This is a genomic window from Micromonospora sp. CPCC 205539, assembly GCF_036906815.1.
Classification (GTDB): Bacteria; Actinomycetota; Actinomycetes; order Mycobacteriales; family Micromonosporaceae; genus Micromonospora.
This window is the reverse complement of the sequence record NZ_JBAKHW010000025.1, coordinates 46,373-63,445: the sequence shown is the minus strand read 5'-3', so window position 1 is coordinate 63,445 and position 17,073 is coordinate 46,373. Positions and strand designations below refer to the sequence as shown.

The following is a 17,073-nucleotide window of genomic DNA, read 5'->3' as shown; positions in this document are numbered from 1 at the left end:
ACAAATGGACAGGCAAGTCAAGGGGATCCTGGGCGCCAAGCTCGGCATGACCCAGGTCTGGGACAACAACAAGGTTGTTCCCGTGACCGTGGTCGAGGCCGGCCCGTGCGTCATCAGCCAGGTTCGTAGCGCCGAGAAGGACGGTTACTCCGCGGTCCAGCTCGCGTACGGCGTCATCGACCCGCGCAAGGTCAAGAAGCCGGTCAGCGGGCACTACGCGAAGGCGGACGTGGCACCGCGCCGGCACATCGTCGAGCTGCGCACCACGGACGCTGCGGACTACTCGCTCGGCCAGGAGGTCACGGTCGACGAGTTTCCGGCGGGCGTCGTCATCGACGTCACCGGCAAGACCAAGGGCAAGGGCTACGCCGGCCCGATGAAGCGGCACGGCTTCCACGGTCTGGGTGCCGGCCACGGTGTCGAGCGTAAGCACCGCTCGCCCGGTTCCATCGGCGCCTGCGCCACCCCGGGTCGTGTCTTCAAGGGCACCCGGATGGCCGGCCGTATGGGTGGCGTGCGCTACACCGTGCAGAACCTCACCGTCCAGGCGGTCGACACCGAGAACAACCTCCTGCTCGTCCGCGGGGCCATTCCTGGCCCCAAGGGTGCGCTGGTTCTGGTCCGTACCGCGGCCAAGAGCAAGGTGAAGAAGGGCGGTGCGGCCAAGTGACCACCGTTGACGTGCGCACCGTCGAAGGCAGCACCAGCGGCTCCGTCGAGCTGCCGGCTGACATCTTCGACGTGCAAGCCAACGTCGCGCTGATGCACCAGGTCGTGGTGGCCCAGCTCGCGGCGGCCCGACAGGGCACGCACAAGGCCAAGACCCGCGGCGAGGTCGCCGGTGGCGGCAAGAAGCCGTACAAGCAGAAGGGCACCGGTCGCGCCCGGCAGGGCTCGATCCGCGCGCCGCAGTTCGCCGGCGGTGGTGTGGTGCACGGCCCCGTGCCGCGCGACTACAGCCAGCGGACCCCGAAGAAGATGAAGGCCGCCGCTCTGCGGGGCGCCCTCTCCGACCGGGCCCGCGCCGGGCAGGTGCACGTCGTCGAGGCCTTCGTCTCGGGCGAGACGCCGTCGACCAAGGCGGCCCTGGCCACGCTGACCAAGCTCACCGAGGCCCGTCGGGTCCTGGTCGTGCTGAGCAGCACCGACGAGCTGAACTGGGTGTCGCTGCGCAATGAGCCGCGGGTGCACCTGATCGAGGCCGGCCAGCTCAACACGTACGACGTGCTGGTGGCCGACGATGTGGTCTTCACCAAGGACGCCCTGGACGAGTTCCTGGGCGTTCCCGCCGAGACCACCGAGGAGGGTGGCAAGTGAGCACGATCGCCGACCCGCGCGACATCATCGTGGCGCCGGTCGTCTCGGAGAAGAGCTACAGCGAGCTGAACCGGAACTGGTACACCTTCCTGGTGCACCCGGACGCGAACAAGACCGAGATCAAGATCGCTATCCAGCAGATCTTCAACGTCCGCGTCCTGACGGTCAACACGCTCAACCGCCAGGGTAAGCGGAAGCGCACCAAGACCGGTTTCGGTCAGCGCAAGGCGACCAAGCGGGCGATCGTGAAGCTGGCTGACGGTGACCGCATCGAGGCCTTCGGCGGCCCGGTCAGCTGAGGGGTGTAGACAATGGCTATCCGTAAGTACAAGCCGACGACGCCGGGCCGACGTGGCTCCAGCGTTGCCGACTTCGCCGAGATCACCCGGTCCACGCCGGAGAAGTCGCTGCTGGCTCCGTTGCCGAAGAAGGGCGGGCGTAACGCCCACGGCCGGATCACCACGCGGCACCACGGTGGCGGGCACAAGCGCCAGTACCGTCTGATCGACTTCAAGCGGGTCGACAAGGACGGCGTGCCGGCGAAGGTCGCGCACATCGAGTACGACCCGAACCGCACCGCGCGCATCGCGCTGCTGCACTACGCCGACGGCGAGAAGCGATACATCATCGCGCCGAAGGACATGAAGCAGGGCGACCGCGTCGAGTCCGGCCCGGGCGCCGACATCAAGCCGGGTAACAACCTGCCGCTGCGCAACATCCCGGTCGGTACCACGATTCACAACGTGGAGCTGCGTCCGGGTGGCGGGGCCAAGCTGGCCCGTTCCGCCGGCGTCGGCATCCAGCTGCTCGGCCGTGAGGGCGCGTACGCGACCCTGCGTATGCCGTCCGGCGAGATCCGGCGGGTGGACGTGCGGTGCCGCGCGAGCATCGGCGAGATCGGCAACGCCGACCAGTCGAACATCAACTGGGGCAAGGCCGGCCGTATGCGGTGGAAGGGCAAGCGCCCGACCGTCCGTGGTGTCGCCATGAACCCGGTCGACCACCCGCACGGTGGTGGTGAGGGTAAGACCTCCGGTGGTCGCCACCCGGTTAACCCGCAGGGTAAGCCCGAGGGCCGCACCCGCCGTAAGGGCCAGCCGAGTGACCGGCTGATCGTTCGCCGCCGCTACGCCACGCGTAAGCGCGGCTGAGGGAGATAAGACATGCCTCGCAGCCTGAAGAAGGGCCCGTTCGTCGACGACCACCTGCTCAAGAAGGTGGAAGTCCAGAACGACAAGGGCTCCAAGAACGTGATCAAGACCTGGTCGCGGCGATCGATGATCATCCCGGACATGCTCGGGCACACGATCGCGGTGCACGACGGACGCAAGCACGTCCCGGTGTTCGTGACCGAGGCGATGGTCGGGCACAAGCTCGGCGAGTTCGCGCTGACCCGCACGTTCAAGGGTCACGAGAAGGACGACCGGAAGAGCCGTCGGCGCTGACGCCGCGGGCATACGGATAGAGGGAACAAGGGGTTACAGCGATGCCAGGAAAGGGCGACGCTCCGGTGCTTCCGGGCGCGCGGGCGGTTGCGCGGCACGTGCGCATCTCGCCGATGAAGGCGCGCCGGGTGGTCAACCTCGTCCGCGGCCTGCCCGCGAAGGAGGCTCTCACGGTGCTGCAGTTCGCGCCGCAGGCTGCGAGCGAGCAGGTGTACAAGGTGCTCGCTAGCGCGATCGCCAACGCGGAGAACAACGAGCGGCTGGACCCTGACGCGCTGCTCGTCAGCGAGGCGTTCGTGGACGAGGGTCCGACCATGAAGCGGTTCCAGCCGCGGGCTCAGGGTCGGGCGTTCCGGATCCGCAAGCGCACCTGCCACATCACCGTGGCGGTCGAGGCGGTCGCGCCGGCAGCGCCGAAGAAGGCCGCGGCGAAGAAGGCCGCCCCGGCGACGCAGGCCGCACCGGCCGAAGCGGAGAGCAAGACGGAAGGCGCCGAGTAATGGGTCAGAAGGTTCACCCCACTGGATTCCGGCTCGGCATCTCGACCGACTGGAAGTCCCGCTGGTTTGCCGACAAGCTCTACAAGGACTACATCGGCGAGGATGTCAAGATCCGCCGGATGATGTCCAAGGGCCTCGAGCGTGCCGGCATCTCCAAGGTCGACATCGAGCGCACCCGCGACCGGGTCCGGGTCGACATCCACACCGCCCGGCCGGGCATCGTCATCGGCCGTAAGGGTGCGGAGGCCGACCGGATCCGCGGCGAGCTCGAGAAGCTCACCGGCAAGCAGGTCCAGCTGAACATCATCGAGGTGAAGAACCCCGAGTCGGACGCACAGCTCGTCGCGCAGGGCGTGGCCGAGCAGCTGTCGAGCCGGGTCAGCTTCCGTCGGGCGATGCGTAAGGCCATGCAGTCGGCGATGAAGAACCCGGTCTGCAAGGGCATCCGGGTTCAGGTCTCGGGTCGTCTCGGCGGCGCCGAGATGAGCCGGACCGAGTTCTACCGCGAGGGCCGGGTTCCGCTGCACACGCTTCGGGCCAACATCGAGTACGGCTTCTTCGAGGCCCGTACCACCTTCGGCCGGATCGGCGTGAAGGTCTGGATCTACAAGGGTGACGCGGTTCCGGGCCGGGAGGCTCCGGCCGAGGCCGGTCCGTCCCGCCCGCGTCGTGGTGAGCGTGGCGACCGTCCCGAGCGTCCGCGCCGTGGCCGGTCGGGTTCGTCCGGCACGACGGCTGGTGGCACTGAGGCCGGCCGGGCTGCCGCGACGACCATCGCGCAGCAGGCCGAGACGCCGAGCGGCGAGCCGGTTGACAGCGCAGCTGTCGCCGCCACGGCTTCCGCTCCGGCAGAAACGCAGCAGGAGGGCTGACAGATGCTGATGCCGCGCAAGCCCCCGAAGGGCTTCCGCAAGCCGCACCACCCGGACCGCAGTGGCGCGTCCAAGGGCGGCAACCGGGTGGTGTTCGGCGAGTTCGGGATCCAGGCTCTCGAGCCCGCGTACGTGACCAACCGGCAGATCGAGTCGGCGCGTATCGCGATGACCCGTCACATCAAGCGTGGTGGCAAGGTCTGGATCACGATCTTCCCGGACCAGGCCCTCACCAAGAAGCCGGCCGAGACCCGGATGGGTTCCGGTAAGGGCTCGCCCGAGTGGTGGGTCGCGAACGTCAAGCCGGGGCGGGTTCTCTTCGAGATGTCCTTCCCCAACGAGCAGATCGCGCGAGAGGCGATGCGTCGCGCGATTCACAAGCTCCCGATGAAGTGCCGCATTGTTACGCGCGAAGTGGGTGAATCCTGATGGCAGCGGGCGTTAAGGCGACCGAGCTGCGTGAGCTCTCCGAGGAGGAGCTGGTCACGAAGCTGCGGGAGGCCAAGGCGGAGCTGTTCAACCTCCGCGTGCAGGCCGCAACCGGGCAGCTGGACAACAACCGGCGGCTGCAGGTCATCCGTCGGGAGATCGCCCGGATCTACACGATCATGCGCGAGCGCGAGCTGGGGCTCTCGGCCGCGCCGACTGAGGTGACTGCATCATGACCGAGAACACCACCACCGCCACCGAGCGGGCGCGCCGCAAGGTCCGTGAGGGCCTGGTGGTCAGCGACAAGATGGACAAGACCGTCGTGGTCGAGGTCGAGGACCGGGTCAAGCACGCGCTGTACGGCAAGATCATGCGTCGTACGCGCAAGCTGAAGGTGCACGACGAGCAGAACGCCGCCGGCATCGGCGACCGGGTCCTGATCATGGAGACCCGGCCGCTGAGCGCCACCAAGCGTTGGCGGATCGTGGAGATCCAGGAAAAGGCCAAGTAGCGAAGGCTCGAGCTCGCCCGGCGTTGCGTCGGGCGTAGGTTCCGCCAGGCTCCGGCCGCTACGGCGGCCGGAGAACCGGCAGACATAGGAGATAGACGTGATTCAGCAGGAGTCGCGACTGCGCGTCGCCGACAACACGGGTGCTCGGGAGATCCTGTGCATCCGGGTTCTCGGTGGCTCCGGTCGGCGCTACGCGAGCATCGGCGACGTCATCGTGGCCACCGTCAAGGACGCGATCCCGGGTGCCGGTGTCAAGAAGGGCGACGTCGTCAAGGCGGTCGTCGTTCGCACCGCCAAGGAGAGGCGACGTCCGGACGGCTCGTACATCCGCTTCGACGAGAACGCCGCCGTCATCATCAAGGACGGCGGGGACCCGCGCGGTACCCGTATCTTCGGCCCGGTGGGCCGGGAGCTGCGGGACAAGCGGTTCATGAAGATTATTTCCCTCGCGCCGGAGGTGTTGTGACCGTGAAGGTCAAGAAGGGCGACACGGTCGTCATCATCGCCGGCAAGGACAAGGGTGCCAAGGGCAAGGTCATTCAGGCCTACCCGCGGCAGGACAAGGTCCTGGTCGAGGGCGTGAACCGGGTCAAGAAGCACACCCGAATCAGCACCACCCAGCGTGGCGCCAAGACCGGCGGCATCGTCACTCAGGAGGCCCCGATCCACGTCTCGAACGTGCAGGTCCTGGACTCCGACGGCAAGCCGACCCGCGTCGGTTACCGGTTCGACGACAACGGCCAGAAGGTCCGCATCGCGCGTAGCACCGGTAAGGACCTGTGATGACCACGGCTACCGAAAAGACCCTGCCGCGCCTCAAGGAGCGGTACCGCAACGAGATCGTGGCCCAGCTGCGCGAGCAGAACAGCTACGGCAACCCCATGCAGGTGCCGCGGCTGGTCAAGATCGTCGTCAACATGGGTGTCGGCGAGGCTGCTCGCGACGCCAAGCTGATCGACGGCGCGGTCCGCGACCTCGCCACGATCACCGGCCAGAAGCCGCAGGTGCGGCGGGCGACCAAGTCCATCGCGCAGTTCAAGCTCCGCGAGGGCATGCCGATCGGCGCGAAGGTGACCCTCCGCGGCGACCGGATGTGGGAGTTCCTGGACCGGCTGCTGTCCATCTCGCTGCCGCGTATCCGCGACTTCCGCGGTCTGGACGGGCGCAAGCTCGACGGGCACGGCAACTACACGTTCGGTCTGACCGAGCAGTCGGTGTTCCACGAGATCGACCAGGACCGGATCGATCGCCAGCGGGGCATGGACATCACGGTGGTCACCACCGCCACGACCGACGACGAGGGCCGGGCGCTGCTCAAGCTCCTGGGCTTCCCGTTCAAGGAGAACTGAGATGGCCAAGAAGGCGCTGATCATCAAAGCGGCCGCGAAGCCGAAGTTCTCGGTTCGCGCGTACACCCGCTGCCAGCGGTGCGGGCGTCCGAAGGCGGTCTACCGCAAGTTCGGTCTCTGCCGGGTCTGCATCCGGGAGATGGCCCACCGCGGTGAGCTGCCGGGCGTGTCCAAGGCTTCCTGGTAGGGCGACCGCGTCCCGGCCGTCGGCCGGGAACTCCTGCACCGATTAGGTATTGCTCTTCGCCGTAGGCCCGGGGCTGATGCCCCGGGAACCCCGGCGAGAAAGGCTGACGAAATCCATGACGATGACCGACCCGATCGCAGACATGCTCACGCGTCTGCGTAACGCCAACCAGGCGTACCACGACCAGGTGAAGATGCCCTACTCCAAGATCAAGGCGAACATCGCCGAGGTCCTGAAGGCCGAGGGCTACATCGCCACCTGGTCGGTCGAGGAGCCCGAGGAGGGTGCCGTCGGCAAGCGACTGGTCGTCGAGCTGAAGTACGGCCAGAACCGCGAGCGGAGCCTGGCCGGCATCAAGCGCGTGTCCAAGCCCGGTCTCCGGGTTTACGCCAAGTCGGACGGGCTCCCGCGGGTGCTCGGCGGGCTGGGCGTGGCGATCATTTCGACGTCCCAGGGGCTGCTCACCGACCGGCAGGCCCGCAAGCGGAGTGTTGGCGGGGAAGTCCTCGCCTTCGTCTGGTAACGGGAGACAGGTAGAAATGTCGCGAATTGGACGTAAGTCGATCCCGGTGCCAGCCGGCGTCGACATCACGATTGACGGGCAGACCGTCAAGGTCAAGGGCCCGAAGGGCCAGCTCCAGCACATCCTCGCCGAGCCGATCACGATCGAGCAGGCTGATGGTGGCGAGCTGAGCGTCAACCGGCCGAACGACGAGCGCAAGGCCAAGGAACTGCACGGCCTGAGCCGTACGCTGGTTGCCAACATGATCGTCGGGGTCACCGAGGGCTACCGCAAGAGCCTGGAGATCGCCGGCACCGGTTACCGGGTCACCGCCAAGGGCAAGGACCTCGAGTTCGCACTCGGGTTCTCGCACCCCGTGGTTGTCGCCGCGCCGGAAGGCATCACCTTCACGGTGGAGCGGCCGACGCTGTTCCACGTGGCGGGGATCGACAAGCAGCAGGTCGGCGAGGTTGCCGCCAACATCCGGAAGATCCGCCCGCCGGAGCCCTACAAGGGCAAGGGCGTCAAGTACCAGGGCGAGGTCATCCGCCGCAAGGCTGGAAAGGCAGGTAAGAAGTGAGCGCCACGCTGCTCAAGCGCCGCCGCGGCGTTGCCGCCAAGCGCGCCATTGGGCGTGCGCGTCGGCACTTCCGGGTCCGCAAGAACATCAGCGGCACGTCCGAGCGCCCGCGTTTGGTCGTCACCCGTTCCCTGCGGCACATGGTCGCCCAGATCGTCGACGACACCAAGGGCCACACCCTGGCGTCGGCGTCGACCCTGGACGCCTCGCTGCGCGGTGCCGAGGGCGACAAGAGCGCCCTGGCCGGCAAGGTCGGCGCACTGCTCGCCGAGCGGGCCAAGGCCGCCGGTATCTCCAAGGTCGTCTTCGACCGTGGTGGCAACCGGTACGCGGGGCGAGTCGCCGCGCTTGCCGACGCTGCCCGCGAAGCCGGGCTCGAGTTCTAACAACCCCGTCACGAGAGAGAAGGAAGGCTGCTGATGCCAGGTCAACAGCGCCGTGGCGGCGGGTCCGGTGGCAACGAGGGTGGTCGCCGCGACAACCGCCGTGAGGGCGGCCGTGGAAACGCGCCCGTCGAGAAGACCCCGCACCTTGAGCGGGTCGTCGCAATCAACCGCGTCGCCAAGGTCGTGAAGGGTGGTCGTCGCTTCAGCTTCACCGCCCTGGTGATCGTGGGCGACGGCGACGGCACGGTCGGCGTGGGCTACGGAAAGGCCAAGGAGGTGCCCGCGGCCATCGCCAAGGGTGTCGAGGAGGCCAAGAAGCACTTCTTCAAGGTGCCGCGTATCGGCGCCTCGATCCCGCACCCGATCACGGGTGAGGCCGCCGCCGGCGTCGTGCTGCTCAAGCCGGCCTCGGCCGGTACGGGTGTCATCGCCGGTGGTCCGGTGCGTGCCGTGCTCGAGTGCGCCGGCATCCACGACGTGCTCTCCAAGAGCCTCGGCTCGTCGAACCCGATCAACATCGTGCACGCCACCGTGGCGGCCCTGAAGGGGCTTGAGTCCCCCGAGCAGGTCGCGGCGCGTCGTGGCCTGCCGGTGGAGGACGTCGCGCCGGCCGCCATGCTGGCGTCGCGTGCGGGGGTGGCGTCCTGATGGCACGTCTGAAGGTCACCCAGCTCCGGTCCGGGATCGGGACCAAGCAGAACCAGCGCGAGTCGCTGCGTTCGCTCGGTCTCAAGCGGATCAATGACGTGGTGGTCAAGGAGGACCGGCCCGAGATCCGCGGCATGATCTTCGTTGTGAACCACCTCGTGAAGGTCGAGGAGGTCGAGTAATGACGATCAAGGTGCACCACCTGCGCCCGGCACCGGGTTCCAAGACCGCGAAGACCCGTGTGGGTCGCGGTGAGGGTTCCAAGGGCAAGACCGCCGGTCGCGGTACCAAGGGTTCCAAGGCCCGCAAGAACATCTCGGCGGCGTTCGAGGGTGGGCAGATGCCCATCCACATGCGCCTTCCGAAGATGAAGGGCTTCAAGAACAAGTTCAAGGTGGTCTTCCAGGTTGTCAACCTGGACCGGCTCGCCGAGCTGTTCCCGAACGGCGGCCAGGTTGGCCCGCTGGAGCTGATCGAGTCCGGCGCGGTCCGCAAGGGCCACCCGGTCAAGGTCCTCGGCACCGGGGATCTCGGCGGGGTGGCGCTCCAGGTGTCGGCGCACGCGTTCAGCGCGTCGGCCAAGGAGAAGATCGCCGCCGCCGGTGGCTCTGTCACCGAGCTGTAAGGCGTACGACCCATGGCGCCCGTCCAGTTGTGAGCAACTGGCGGGCGCCATGGTCTACCTGGGACGTATGCGCCCAGTAATATCGGATTCGGTTTATGTAGCCGGGCGCACCTGCCCGGACCGGGAGAGGGCTGTTAGAGTCCCTTCCCAGCCATGGATTCCGGGCGCTCGCCCGAGATCCACCCCGACCCGCCAGGGATCACCGGCGGCCCGCCTCGCGCAGGAGGAAGAAGTTGCTGTCCGCCTTTCTCAGTGCGTTCCGTACGCCTGACCTGCGCAAGAAGCTGCTGTTCACAGTAGGCATCATCGCGGTCTACCGGCTGGGTGCAACGCTCCCCAGCCCGGGCGTCTCATACGGCAACGTGCAGAAGTGCCTCGACACCATCCAGGGTGACACCACCGGGGTGGTGAACCTGCTCAACCTCTTCTCCGGCGGAGCGCTGCTGCAGCTCTCGGTCTTCGCGCTGGGCATCATGCCCTACATCACCGCGTCGATCATCTTGCAGCTGCTGACCGTCGTGATCCCCCGGCTCGAGCAGCTCCGCAAGGAGGGCCAGGCCGGCCAGGCGAAGATCACCCAGTACACCCGCTACCTGACCCTGGGTCTCGGTGTGCTGCAGGCCTCGGCGTTCGTGGCGCTGGCCCGCTCGGGTCAGCTCTTCCAGAACCGCTGCGACCAGTTCCCGATCATCCCCGAGAACACCGGCATCCCGGACTGGCTGACCCTGACCGTCCTGGTGATGACGATGACCGCCGGCACCGGCATCGTCATGTGGCTCGGTGAGCTGATCACCGACCGGGGCGTCGGCAACGGCATGTCCGTGCTGATCTTCACCTCGATCGCGGCCCGGCTGCCCGGCGAGGGCTGGCAGATCAAGACCAGCAAGGGCTGGGACATGTTCGCCCTGGTCATCGCGCTGGTCCTGGTGGTCATCACCGCGGTCACCTTCATCGAGCAGGCGCAGCGCCGGATCCCTGTGCAGTACGCCAAGCGGATGATCGGCCGGCGGATGTACGGCGGCACCTCGACCTACATCCCCCTCAAGGTCAACCAGGCGGGTGTGATCCCGGTCATCTTCGGCTCGTCCCTGCTCTACCTGCCGCAGTTGGCCCTGCAGTTCTTCGACCAGAACGACGCCGGCAAGACCGTGACGTGGATCCGGGACAACCTGGTCGCTCCGGCCAGCCCGATCTACATCTCGGTCTACTTCCTGCTGATCATCTTCTTCACGTACTTCTACGTCTCGATCACGTTCAACCCGACCGAGGTCGCGGACAACATGAAGAAGTACGGCGGGTTCGTGCCGGGCATCCGCCCGGGCAAGCCGACCGCCGACTACCTGGACTTCATCCTCAGTCGGATCACCCTGCCGGGCGCGCTCTACCTCGGCATCATCTCGATCCTGCCGAACTTCTTCTTCATCTGGCTGGACAGCCAGCAGTACCAGAACTTCCCGTTCGGCGGCACCGCTGTGCTCATCATGGTCGGCGTCGGTCTGGAGACCGTGAAGCAGATCGAGAGCCAACTCATGCAGCGGAACTACGAAGGGTTCCTGCGGTAGATGAGACTCGTTCTGGTTGGCCCACCTGGCGCGGGCAAGGGCACTCAGGCCGAGTTCATCGCCGCGCACCTGTCGGTACCCAAGATCTCGACCGGGGACATCTTCCGGTCGAACGTCTCCCAGGGCACCCCGCTGGGCGTCGAGGCAAAGCGGTACATGGACGCTGGCGAGCTGGTTCCGGACGAGGTGACCATCAACATGGTCCGGGACCGGCTGGCCGAGCCCGACGCCAGCGAGGGCTTCCTGCTTGACGGCTTCCCGCGGACCACTCCGCAGGCCGCCGCTCTGGACAAGCTCCTCGCCGACCTGGGCACCGCTCTGGACCTGGTCCTGGAGCTCGTGGTCGACGACGACGAGGTGATCCGCCGGCTCTCGGGCCGGCGGACCTGCCGGGGCTGCGGCAAGATCTGGCACGTCGAGTTCGATGCCACCAATCGGGACGGCATCTGTGACCGGTGCGGCGCCGAGCTGTTCCAGCGCGACGACGACAAGCCGGAGACGATCGCCACCCGTTTGCGGGAATACAGCGAGAAGACCGCCCCGCTGGTCGACTACTACGGGGCCCAGAACAAGCTGGTGGGCATCGACGCCACCGGCCCGGTGGAGGACGTCACCGTCCGGGCCATCGACGCGCTGCGGTCGTACGGCGGCTGAGGTCCCGTCGGCTCACGGCGGATAGAGTGCGAACAGCGGGGTACGCGAGACGTGCCCCGCTGAACGGCCACGAAAGGTAATTGCTCCATGCGTCGTCCCCAGCTGGACATCCAGCTGAAGACCCCTGACCAGATCGAGAAGATGCGGGCCGCCGGACTGGTGGTGGCCGAGGCGCTGCGCCGGATGCGTGAGGCGGTGGCCCCCGGCGTCAGCACCGCCGATCTGGACGCCATCGCCGAGTCGACCATCCGCGATGCGGGCGGCGTCCCGTCGTTCAAGGGCTACCACGGCTTCCCGGCGTCGATCTGCTCATCGGTCAACGAGCAGATCGTGCACGCCATCCCCTCGCCGGGGCAGGTGCTGCGTGACGGCGACCTGATCTCGATCGACTGCGGCGCGGTGCTGGACGGGTGGCACGGCGACTCGGCCATCACCGTCGGCGTCGGCGACGTCGACCCGGCTCTGCTCAAGATGGCCGAGGTGGCCGAGGACGCGATGTGGGCCGGCATCGCCGCCGCCGCGCGTGGGGCGGCCAGCGGCAAGGGGCGGCTCACCGACATCTCGTACGCGGTGGAGAGCGCGGTCCGTAAGGGCGGCCGGTACGGCATCGTCGACGGCTACGGTGGCCACGGCATCGGCACCGAGATGCACCAGGACCCGCACGTGCTCAACCACGGGCGGCCGGGCAAGGGCCCTCGGCTGGTTCCCGGCCTGGCGCTGGCCATCGAACCCATGATCACCATGGCGTCCCCGCGCACGGTGGAGCTGGCAGACGGCTGGACGGTGGTCACCCGGGACGGTTCGGTCGCGGCGCACGTCGAGCACTCGATGGCGCTGCTGGCGGACGGCGTGTGGGTGCTCACCGCGTTCGACGGCGGCCGGGCACGGCTCGGCGACCTGGTAACCGCGCGGCAGCCCGCCGCCTCGTCGGCACCCTGACTCGAGCCGCGCGGCAGCCCGCCGCGTTGAGCGGACCCCTGGTCTGAGCCGCGCGGCAGCCGGCCGCCTCGCCGGCGCCCCGGCCTGAGCCGCGCTGCGGGGCGATGGTCTCGGCCGCACCCCGAGCCGGTCCGTGGACGATCCGTCGCCTCGACCGTGCCGCTGGCCCGGCCGGCAGAGCGGTTGGCGATGTCGGTCGCGCCCTGGCCCGTGCCTACGGTGGACTCCCGCACGGGCGGCGCTGTTCGGACTGACGGACACCGCGGTGTTCGAGGCGGCAGGACCGGGTCGGACGCGGATGGCGTCGCGGTGGCATGCTTGCCGGCATGGACGGGCGCGACGGGATGCGAGCCGCGGACGCAGACCGCGAGGCGGTGGCCGACCGGTTGCGGACGGCCCTCGGTGAGGGCCGTCTGGACCTGCACGAGTACGACGAGCGGTTGCAGCGGGCCTACGCCGCGCGCACGTACGCCGAGCTGGACGCTCTGCTCGGTGACCTGCCGCCGGTGGCGCCCGCGCAGCGCTCGACGGTGGCACCGGTCACACCACCCGGTTCCGGGACCCTGGCCGGCGCCGCAGACGCCCAGTCCGGGCCGACGGCTGCCGGTGCCGCCTCCTGGCTGGCGGAGGTGTGGCTGCCGTACCTGCGGGTGATCGCCATCGTGGTGACCATCTGGGGGGTGACCTCACTGCTCAGCTGGCACCTGCTCTACTTCTGGCCGATCTGGGTGGCCGGGCCGTGGGGAGCGGTGTTGGTGGTCCGCACGATCACCGGGCTGGCCGGGGGAGAGCCCCGCCGCCAAGCGGTCGATCGGGAGCGCTGGCGGCAGCGCAAGCAGGCCAGGCGGGCCCGCCGTCGCGAATTGGGCACCGAGGGACCGGACGAACGGCACGACTAGCTCGGGGTCGACCGGGTGCCCCACCGGCGTGATCCTGGAATTAGTGGCCTCGATGCGAGCCGGATGCCACTAGTTCCGGGATCGAGATGATCGCGGGGAAGCGGTCCTGACGTACGGTTGTCGCCCGACACGGCGGCACCATGGGTGGCCGGTTTGGCGAGCGCCCGCACGCGGGCGTACACTTTCTGATCGGCGCACAGCGTCCACTCCGGCATGCCCACCCTGCGCTTCGGTGGGTGCTGGAGCCGCGGCTGGCGCGGGTCCCTGATCTTGATCAGATCCCGTGTAAGGCGTTGTGGGCCGCCCGGAGCAATCGACGTCAGGACAGCGGAGGACATGCCGAAAAAAGACGGAGCCATTGAGATCGAGGGTCGGGTCATCGAGCCCCTGCCGAACGCCATGTTCCGGGTGGAGCTCGCGAACGGCCACAAGGTGCTGGCTCACATCAGTGGCAAGATGCGGCAGCACTACATCCGCATCCTGCCGGAGGACCGGGTCGTCGTCGAGCTCTCGCCGTACGACCTGACCCGCGGGCGCATCGTCTACCGCTACAAGTAGTCCTGACGGCGGCCGGGAAGTCCCGTGTCCGTCTTCGACGTCCGGTGTCGCGCCTCGCGCGTCTCCGGGCCAGATGGGAAGTAAGGCAACCGTGAAGGTCAAGCCGAGCGTCAAGAGGATCTGCAACAAGTGCCGGGTTATCCGCCGGCACGGCCGGGTCATGGTCATCTGCAGCGACCCGCGCCACAAGCAGCGCCAGGGCTGACTCAGCCCGTCCGGCCGTGACACGGCCGGGTGGTGTTGGCCCGGGGGCAGATCCCCAGCGACACACAACACACATGCTCGTCCCAGCCGCGAGCGGTACGCGAGACGTACCCCTGCGTGGCTGACCCCCGGTCGGAGGCCGGGGCCCGCTTGGGCAGCGACCGATCCCGGTCGCCGGCGCTGACAGCGTCGGAAAGACGGGACCGGCCGGTAGCGGGATGGGGCGGGTCCACACCTCCGCCACACATCACGAGGAGTACGCCCGCACATGGCACGTCTAGTCGGCGTGGATCTCCCCCGCGAGAAGCGGATGGAGATCGCGCTCACCTACATCTTCGGGGTCGGTCGTACCCGCGCCCTGGAGACACTCGCCGCCACCGGCATCTCGCCGGACAAGCGTGCTCGGGACCTCACGGACGAGGAGCTCGTGCAGCTCCGCGACCACATCGAGGGCAACTACAAGGTTGAAGGCGACCTGCGCCGCGAGGTCGCCGCTGACATCCGCCGCAAGGTCGAGATCGGCTGCTACGCCGGTATCCGGCACCGCCGGGGCCTGCCCGTGCGTGGGCAGCGGACTCGCACCAACGCGCGGACCCGCAAGGGCCCGAAGCGGACCGTCGCCGGCAAGAAGAAGGCCGGCAAGAAGTAGTTCTTGAACCGGGACTTTTGGCCGGCCGCCGTCGAGGTGGGTCAGGCCGCCGGTTCCGGAACGTCAACTAGGAGCGCACAGACTTATGCCACCGAAGGCTCGTGCCGGAGCCGCTGTAAAGAAGGTCCGGCGCAAGGAACGCAAGAACGTCGCCCACGGGCAGGCGCACATCAAGAGCACCTTCAACAACACCATCGTGTCCATCACGGACCCGACTGGTGCGGTCATCTCCTGGGCCTCCGCCGGCCAGGTTGGCTTCAAGGGCTCCCGCAAGTCGACGCCGTTCGCCGCGCAGCTCGCCGCCGAGGCCGCCGCGCGTCGCGCGATGGAGCACGGCATGCGCAAGGTCGACGTGTTCGTCAAGGGACCCGGCTCCGGCCGGGAGACCGCCATCCGTTCGCTGCAGGCCGTGGGCCTCGAGGTCGGGCAGATCTCCGACGTCACCCCGCAGCCGCACAACGGGTGCCGTCCGCCGAAGCGTCGCCGGGTCTGAGAGGTTAGAGAGAGATGGCTCGTTACACCGGTGCTGACTGCCGCCGTTGCCGGCGGGAGAAGATGAAGCTGTTCCTCAAGGGCAGCAAGTGCGATGGACCGAAGTGCCCGTTCGAGTCCCGGCCGTTCCCGCCCGGGCAGCACGGCCGCGGCCGCACGAAGGAGACGGAGTACCTGCTCCAGCTCCGTGAGAAGCAGAAGGCCCGTCGTGTGTACGGCGTGCTGGAGAAGCAGTTCCGCGGTTACTACGAGGAGGCCGTGGCCAAGCAGGCCAAGACCGGTGAGGTCCTCCTGCAGATCCTCGAGTCGCGGCTCGACAACGTCGTCTACCGGGCCGGCTACGCCCACTCGCGGGACATGGCCCGCCAGCTGGTCAAGCACGGTCACTTCACGGTGAACGGCAAGAAGGTCGACATCCCGTCGTACCGCGTCAAGGAGCACGACATCATCGAGGTCCGGGGCAAGAGCAAGGAGCTCACCCCGTTCGTCGTGGCGCAGGCTCAGGCCGGCGCGAAGACGGTGCCGGCGTGGCTGGAGGCAATCCCCAGCCAGATGAAGGTGCTCGTGCACTCCCTCCCGGCCCGGCAGGTCATTGACACGCAGGTCCAGGAGCAGCTGATCGTCGAGCTCTACTCGAAGTAGTCAGAGCTCGTTGCGGTGGTCCGCCCTTCGGGGCGGGCCACCGGAACAGTTTGTGTCGTGGGCGTCAAATAGCGGGCGTCCCGGAAGAGAAGAGAAAACATGCTCATCAGCCAGCGACCCTCCCTCTCCGAGGAGTCGATCAACGAGACCCGGTCGCGGTTCGCCATCGAGCCGCTCGAGCCGGGCTTCGGCTACACCCTGGGCAACTCGCTGCGGCGCACGCTGCTGTCGTCGATCCCGGGTGCGGCGGTCACCTCGATCAAGATCGACGGCGTGCTGCACGAGTTCACCACGATCCCCGGTGTCAAGGAGGACGTGGTCGAGCTCGTCATGAACATCAAGGAGCTGTGCGTCAGCTCCGAGCACGACGAGCCGGTCAGCATGTACCTGCGCAAGCAGGGCCCGGGCGACGTGACCGCGGGCGACATCCAGCCCCCGGCCGGCGTCTCCGTGCACAACCCGGATCTGAAGCTCGCCACCCTCAACGGCAAGGGCCGGCTCGACATGGAGCTGACCGTCGAGCGGGGCCGGGGCTACGTGACGGCCGCACAGAACAAGCAGTCCGGCGCGGAGATCGGCCGGATCCCGGTCGACTCGATCTACTCGCCGGTGCTCAAGGTGACCTACCGCGTCGAGGCGACCCGCGTTGAGCAGCGCACCGACTTCGACCGGCTGATCATCGACGTCGAGACCAAGCCGTCGATGGGCCCGCGTACCGCGCTGGCCTCCGCCGGCTCGACTCTGGTGGAGCTGTTCGGGCTGGCCCGGGAGCTGGACGAGACCGCCGAGGGTATCGACATCGGGCCGTCCCCGCAGGACGCCCAGCTGGCGGCGGACCTCGCTCTGCCGATCGAGGAGCTGGACCTCACCGTCCGCTCCTACAACTGCCTCAAGCGCGAGGGCATCAACACCGTTGGTGAGCTCATCGGGCGTACCGAGGCCGACCTCCTCGACATCCGCAACTTCGGTCAGAAGTCGATCGACGAGGTCAAGATGAAGCTCGCCGGGATGGGTCTTGGGCTGAAGGACTCGGCCCCGAACTTCGACCCGGCGCACGTCGTGGACACCTTCGGCGAGGGCGACTACGACACCGACGACTACCGCGAGACCGAGCAGCTCTAGT

The 17,073-nt window shown here is 67.9% G+C and carries 30 protein-coding genes; all 30 read left to right on the top strand.

Annotated features, from left to right (window positions below):
- The first annotated feature begins 4 nt into the window (after window positions 1-4).
- The 30 genes from rplC to V6V47_RS21390 all read left to right on the top strand — a co-directional run bounded on the left by rplC (window position 5) and on the right by V6V47_RS21390 (window position 17,072).
- A complete protein-coding gene (rplC, locus tag V6V47_RS21535) occupies window positions 5-670 on the top strand; it encodes a 50S ribosomal protein L3 (RefSeq protein WP_334630108.1) in 666 nt (221 codons plus the stop codon).
- Window positions 667-1,317, top strand: a complete 651-nt coding sequence (gene rplD, locus V6V47_RS21530; protein ID WP_334630107.1) for a 50S ribosomal protein L4 — start codon at window positions 667-669, stop codon at window positions 1,315-1,317. The genes rplC and rplD overlap by 4 nt, the downstream gene beginning before the upstream one ends.
- Window positions 1,314-1,616 carry a 50S ribosomal protein L23 gene (rplW, locus tag V6V47_RS21525; RefSeq protein ID WP_007465304.1) on the top strand — a complete coding sequence of 101 codons (303 nt, stop codon included), beginning with the start codon at window positions 1,314-1,316 and terminating at the stop codon, window positions 1,614-1,616. The genes rplD and rplW overlap by 4 nt, the downstream gene beginning before the upstream one ends.
- Before the next feature lie 12 nt (window positions 1,617-1,628).
- Window positions 1,629-2,468, top strand: coding sequence for a 50S ribosomal protein L2 (gene rplB / locus V6V47_RS21520; RefSeq protein WP_030329891.1), 840 nt, complete (start codon window positions 1,629-1,631; stop codon window positions 2,466-2,468).
- Between the two features lie 12 nt (window positions 2,469-2,480).
- A complete protein-coding gene (rpsS, locus tag V6V47_RS21515) occupies window positions 2,481-2,762 on the top strand; it encodes a 30S ribosomal protein S19 (RefSeq protein ID WP_326561093.1) in 282 nt (93 codons plus the stop codon).
- 41 nt (window positions 2,763-2,803) lie between these two features.
- Entirely contained in the window at window positions 2,804-3,262 is a 459-nt protein-coding gene (gene rplV / locus V6V47_RS21510; protein ID WP_334630106.1) for a 50S ribosomal protein L22, read from the top strand.
- Entirely contained in the window at window positions 3,262-4,134 is an 873-nt protein-coding gene (gene rpsC / locus V6V47_RS21505) for a 30S ribosomal protein S3 (RefSeq protein ID WP_210914129.1), read from the top strand. Before rplV ends, rpsC begins: the two co-directional genes overlap by 1 nt.
- Window positions 4,135-4,137: 3 nt before the next feature.
- Complete coding sequence (rplP, locus tag V6V47_RS21500) at window positions 4,138-4,563, top strand: 50S ribosomal protein L16 (RefSeq protein ID WP_007465292.1); 426 nt, start codon at window positions 4,138-4,140, stop codon at window positions 4,561-4,563.
- Window positions 4,563-4,799 (top strand): 50S ribosomal protein L29, encoded by a 237-nt coding sequence (gene rpmC, locus V6V47_RS21495; RefSeq protein WP_007465283.1) that lies wholly within the window; start codon window positions 4,563-4,565, stop codon window positions 4,797-4,799. Before rplP ends, rpmC begins: the two co-directional genes overlap by 1 nt.
- Window positions 4,796-5,074: a 30S ribosomal protein S17 gene (rpsQ, locus tag V6V47_RS21490; RefSeq protein ID WP_334630105.1), complete on the top strand. Its 279-nt coding sequence runs from the start codon at window positions 4,796-4,798 to the stop codon at window positions 5,072-5,074. Before rpmC ends, rpsQ begins: the two co-directional genes overlap by 4 nt.
- Before the next feature lie 97 nt (window positions 5,075-5,171).
- On the top strand, window positions 5,172-5,540 hold the full coding sequence (rplN, locus tag V6V47_RS21485; protein WP_007465279.1) for a 50S ribosomal protein L14: 369 nt from the start codon (window positions 5,172-5,174) through the stop codon (window positions 5,538-5,540).
- Window positions 5,537-5,857, top strand: a complete 321-nt coding sequence (rplX, locus tag V6V47_RS21480; protein WP_334630104.1) for a 50S ribosomal protein L24 — start codon at window positions 5,537-5,539, stop codon at window positions 5,855-5,857. The genes rplN and rplX overlap by 4 nt, the downstream gene beginning before the upstream one ends.
- Window positions 5,857-6,423, top strand: coding sequence for a 50S ribosomal protein L5 (rplE, locus tag V6V47_RS21475; RefSeq protein ID WP_334630103.1), 567 nt, complete (start codon window positions 5,857-5,859; stop codon window positions 6,421-6,423). Before rplX ends, rplE begins: the two co-directional genes overlap by 1 nt.
- A gap of 1 nt (window position 6,424) precedes the next feature.
- On the top strand, window positions 6,425-6,610 hold the full coding sequence (locus tag V6V47_RS21470; RefSeq protein WP_007465272.1) for a type Z 30S ribosomal protein S14: 186 nt from the start codon (window positions 6,425-6,427) through the stop codon (window positions 6,608-6,610).
- A 115-nt stretch (window positions 6,611-6,725) separates the two neighbouring features.
- Window positions 6,726-7,133, top strand: a complete 408-nt coding sequence (gene rpsH, locus V6V47_RS21465; RefSeq protein ID WP_007465270.1) for a 30S ribosomal protein S8 — start codon at window positions 6,726-6,728, stop codon at window positions 7,131-7,133.
- A gap of 16 nt (window positions 7,134-7,149) precedes the next feature.
- The gene (rplF, locus tag V6V47_RS21460; protein ID WP_334630102.1) at window positions 7,150-7,692 is read left to right on the top strand and encodes a 50S ribosomal protein L6; all 543 of its coding nucleotides are present in this window, start codon (window positions 7,150-7,152) and stop codon (window positions 7,690-7,692) included.
- Window positions 7,689-8,078 (top strand): 50S ribosomal protein L18, encoded by a 390-nt coding sequence (rplR, locus tag V6V47_RS21455; RefSeq protein WP_334630101.1) that lies wholly within the window; start codon window positions 7,689-7,691, stop codon window positions 8,076-8,078. Before rplF ends, rplR begins: the two co-directional genes overlap by 4 nt.
- A gap of 33 nt (window positions 8,079-8,111) precedes the next feature.
- The gene (gene rpsE / locus V6V47_RS21450; RefSeq protein ID WP_334630100.1) at window positions 8,112-8,726 is read left to right on the top strand and encodes a 30S ribosomal protein S5; all 615 of its coding nucleotides are present in this window, start codon (window positions 8,112-8,114) and stop codon (window positions 8,724-8,726) included.
- Entirely contained in the window at window positions 8,726-8,908 is a 183-nt protein-coding gene (gene rpmD / locus V6V47_RS21445) for a 50S ribosomal protein L30 (RefSeq protein WP_334630099.1), read from the top strand. The genes rpsE and rpmD overlap by 1 nt, the downstream gene beginning before the upstream one ends.
- Complete coding sequence (gene rplO, locus V6V47_RS21440; RefSeq protein WP_334630098.1) at window positions 8,908-9,351, top strand: 50S ribosomal protein L15; 444 nt, start codon at window positions 8,908-8,910, stop codon at window positions 9,349-9,351. The genes rpmD and rplO overlap by 1 nt, the downstream gene beginning before the upstream one ends.
- A 233-nt stretch (window positions 9,352-9,584) precedes the next feature.
- Window positions 9,585-10,913, top strand: coding sequence for a preprotein translocase subunit SecY (gene secY, locus V6V47_RS21435; RefSeq protein WP_334630097.1), 1,329 nt, complete (start codon window positions 9,585-9,587; stop codon window positions 10,911-10,913).
- The gene (locus V6V47_RS21430; protein WP_334630096.1) at window positions 10,914-11,567 is read left to right on the top strand and encodes an adenylate kinase; all 654 of its coding nucleotides are present in this window, start codon (window positions 10,914-10,916) and stop codon (window positions 11,565-11,567) included.
- Between the two features lie 87 nt (window positions 11,568-11,654).
- Window positions 11,655-12,506, top strand: coding sequence for a type I methionyl aminopeptidase (map, locus tag V6V47_RS21425; RefSeq protein WP_334630095.1), 852 nt, complete (start codon window positions 11,655-11,657; stop codon window positions 12,504-12,506).
- 326 nt (window positions 12,507-12,832) lie between these two features.
- Window positions 12,833-13,405 carry a DUF1707 SHOCT-like domain-containing protein gene (locus V6V47_RS21420; RefSeq protein ID WP_334630094.1) on the top strand — a complete coding sequence of 191 codons (573 nt, stop codon included), beginning with the start codon at window positions 12,833-12,835 and terminating at the stop codon, window positions 13,403-13,405.
- Window positions 13,406-13,741: 336 nt separating this feature from the next.
- On the top strand, window positions 13,742-13,963 hold the full coding sequence (infA, locus tag V6V47_RS21415; RefSeq protein WP_007073013.1) for a translation initiation factor IF-1: 222 nt from the start codon (window positions 13,742-13,744) through the stop codon (window positions 13,961-13,963).
- A gap of 91 nt (window positions 13,964-14,054) precedes the next feature.
- On the top strand, window positions 14,055-14,168 hold the full coding sequence (gene rpmJ, locus V6V47_RS21410; RefSeq protein ID WP_043965539.1) for a 50S ribosomal protein L36: 114 nt from the start codon (window positions 14,055-14,057) through the stop codon (window positions 14,166-14,168).
- A gap of 267 nt (window positions 14,169-14,435) precedes the next feature.
- Window positions 14,436-14,816: a 30S ribosomal protein S13 gene (gene rpsM / locus V6V47_RS21405; protein ID WP_334630093.1), complete on the top strand. Its 381-nt coding sequence runs from the start codon at window positions 14,436-14,438 to the stop codon at window positions 14,814-14,816.
- Window positions 14,817-14,901: 85 nt separating this feature from the next.
- A complete protein-coding gene (gene rpsK / locus V6V47_RS21400; protein ID WP_007073011.1) occupies window positions 14,902-15,309 on the top strand; it encodes a 30S ribosomal protein S11 in 408 nt (135 codons plus the stop codon).
- A gap of 14 nt (window positions 15,310-15,323) precedes the next feature.
- Window positions 15,324-15,950, top strand: a complete 627-nt coding sequence (rpsD, locus tag V6V47_RS21395) for a 30S ribosomal protein S4 (protein ID WP_334630092.1) — start codon at window positions 15,324-15,326, stop codon at window positions 15,948-15,950.
- A gap of 99 nt (window positions 15,951-16,049) precedes the next feature.
- Complete coding sequence (locus V6V47_RS21390; protein WP_334630091.1) at window positions 16,050-17,072, top strand: DNA-directed RNA polymerase subunit alpha; 1,023 nt, start codon at window positions 16,050-16,052, stop codon at window positions 17,070-17,072.
- Window position 17,073: the final 1 nt, after the last annotated feature.

Bases quoted from the DNA above. Each gene is read 5' to 3' on its own strand.
- V6V47_RS21420 (WP_334630094.1), top strand. From the start codon at position 12,833: ATGGACGGGCGCGACGGGATGCGAGCCGCGGACGCAGACCGCGAGGCG.
- rplB (WP_030329891.1), top strand. From the start codon at position 1,629: ATGGCTATCCGTAAGTACAAGCCGACGACGCCGGGCCGACGTGGCTCC.
- rpsD (WP_334630092.1), top strand. From the start codon at position 15,324: ATGGCTCGTTACACCGGTGCTGACTGCCGCCGTTGCCGGCGGGAGAAG.
- rplP (WP_007465292.1), top strand. From the start codon at position 4,138: ATGCTGATGCCGCGCAAGCCCCCGAAGGGCTTCCGCAAGCCGCACCAC.
- rplO (WP_334630098.1), top strand. From the start codon at position 8,908: ATGACGATCAAGGTGCACCACCTGCGCCCGGCACCGGGTTCCAAGACC.
- V6V47_RS21390 (WP_334630091.1), top strand. From the start codon at position 16,050: ATGCTCATCAGCCAGCGACCCTCCCTCTCCGAGGAGTCGATCAACGAG.
- rplE (WP_334630103.1), top strand. From the start codon at position 5,857: ATGACCACGGCTACCGAAAAGACCCTGCCGCGCCTCAAGGAGCGGTAC.
- rpsQ (WP_334630105.1), top strand. From the start codon at position 4,796: ATGACCGAGAACACCACCACCGCCACCGAGCGGGCGCGCCGCAAGGTC.
- rplC (WP_334630108.1), top strand. From the start codon at position 5: ATGGACAGGCAAGTCAAGGGGATCCTGGGCGCCAAGCTCGGCATGACC.
- rplF (WP_334630102.1), top strand. From the start codon at position 7,150: ATGTCGCGAATTGGACGTAAGTCGATCCCGGTGCCAGCCGGCGTCGAC.
- rpsH (WP_007465270.1), top strand. From the start codon at position 6,726: ATGACGATGACCGACCCGATCGCAGACATGCTCACGCGTCTGCGTAAC.
- rpmD (WP_334630099.1), top strand. From the start codon at position 8,726: ATGGCACGTCTGAAGGTCACCCAGCTCCGGTCCGGGATCGGGACCAAG.
- rpsE (WP_334630100.1), top strand. From the start codon at position 8,112: ATGCCAGGTCAACAGCGCCGTGGCGGCGGGTCCGGTGGCAACGAGGGT.
- rpsK (WP_007073011.1), top strand. From the start codon at position 14,902: ATGCCACCGAAGGCTCGTGCCGGAGCCGCTGTAAAGAAGGTCCGGCGC.
- map (WP_334630095.1), top strand. From the start codon at position 11,655: ATGCGTCGTCCCCAGCTGGACATCCAGCTGAAGACCCCTGACCAGATC.
- rpmC (WP_007465283.1), top strand. From the start codon at position 4,563: ATGGCAGCGGGCGTTAAGGCGACCGAGCTGCGTGAGCTCTCCGAGGAG.
- rpsS (WP_326561093.1), top strand. From the start codon at position 2,481: ATGCCTCGCAGCCTGAAGAAGGGCCCGTTCGTCGACGACCACCTGCTC.
- rpsC (WP_210914129.1), top strand. From the start codon at position 3,262: ATGGGTCAGAAGGTTCACCCCACTGGATTCCGGCTCGGCATCTCGACC.
- infA (WP_007073013.1), top strand. From the start codon at position 13,742: ATGCCGAAAAAAGACGGAGCCATTGAGATCGAGGGTCGGGTCATCGAG.
- V6V47_RS21470 (WP_007465272.1), top strand. From the start codon at position 6,425: ATGGCCAAGAAGGCGCTGATCATCAAAGCGGCCGCGAAGCCGAAGTTC.
- rplV (WP_334630106.1), top strand. From the start codon at position 2,804: ATGCCAGGAAAGGGCGACGCTCCGGTGCTTCCGGGCGCGCGGGCGGTT.
- rpsM (WP_334630093.1), top strand. From the start codon at position 14,436: ATGGCACGTCTAGTCGGCGTGGATCTCCCCCGCGAGAAGCGGATGGAG.
- V6V47_RS21430 (WP_334630096.1), top strand. From the start codon at position 10,914: ATGAGACTCGTTCTGGTTGGCCCACCTGGCGCGGGCAAGGGCACTCAG.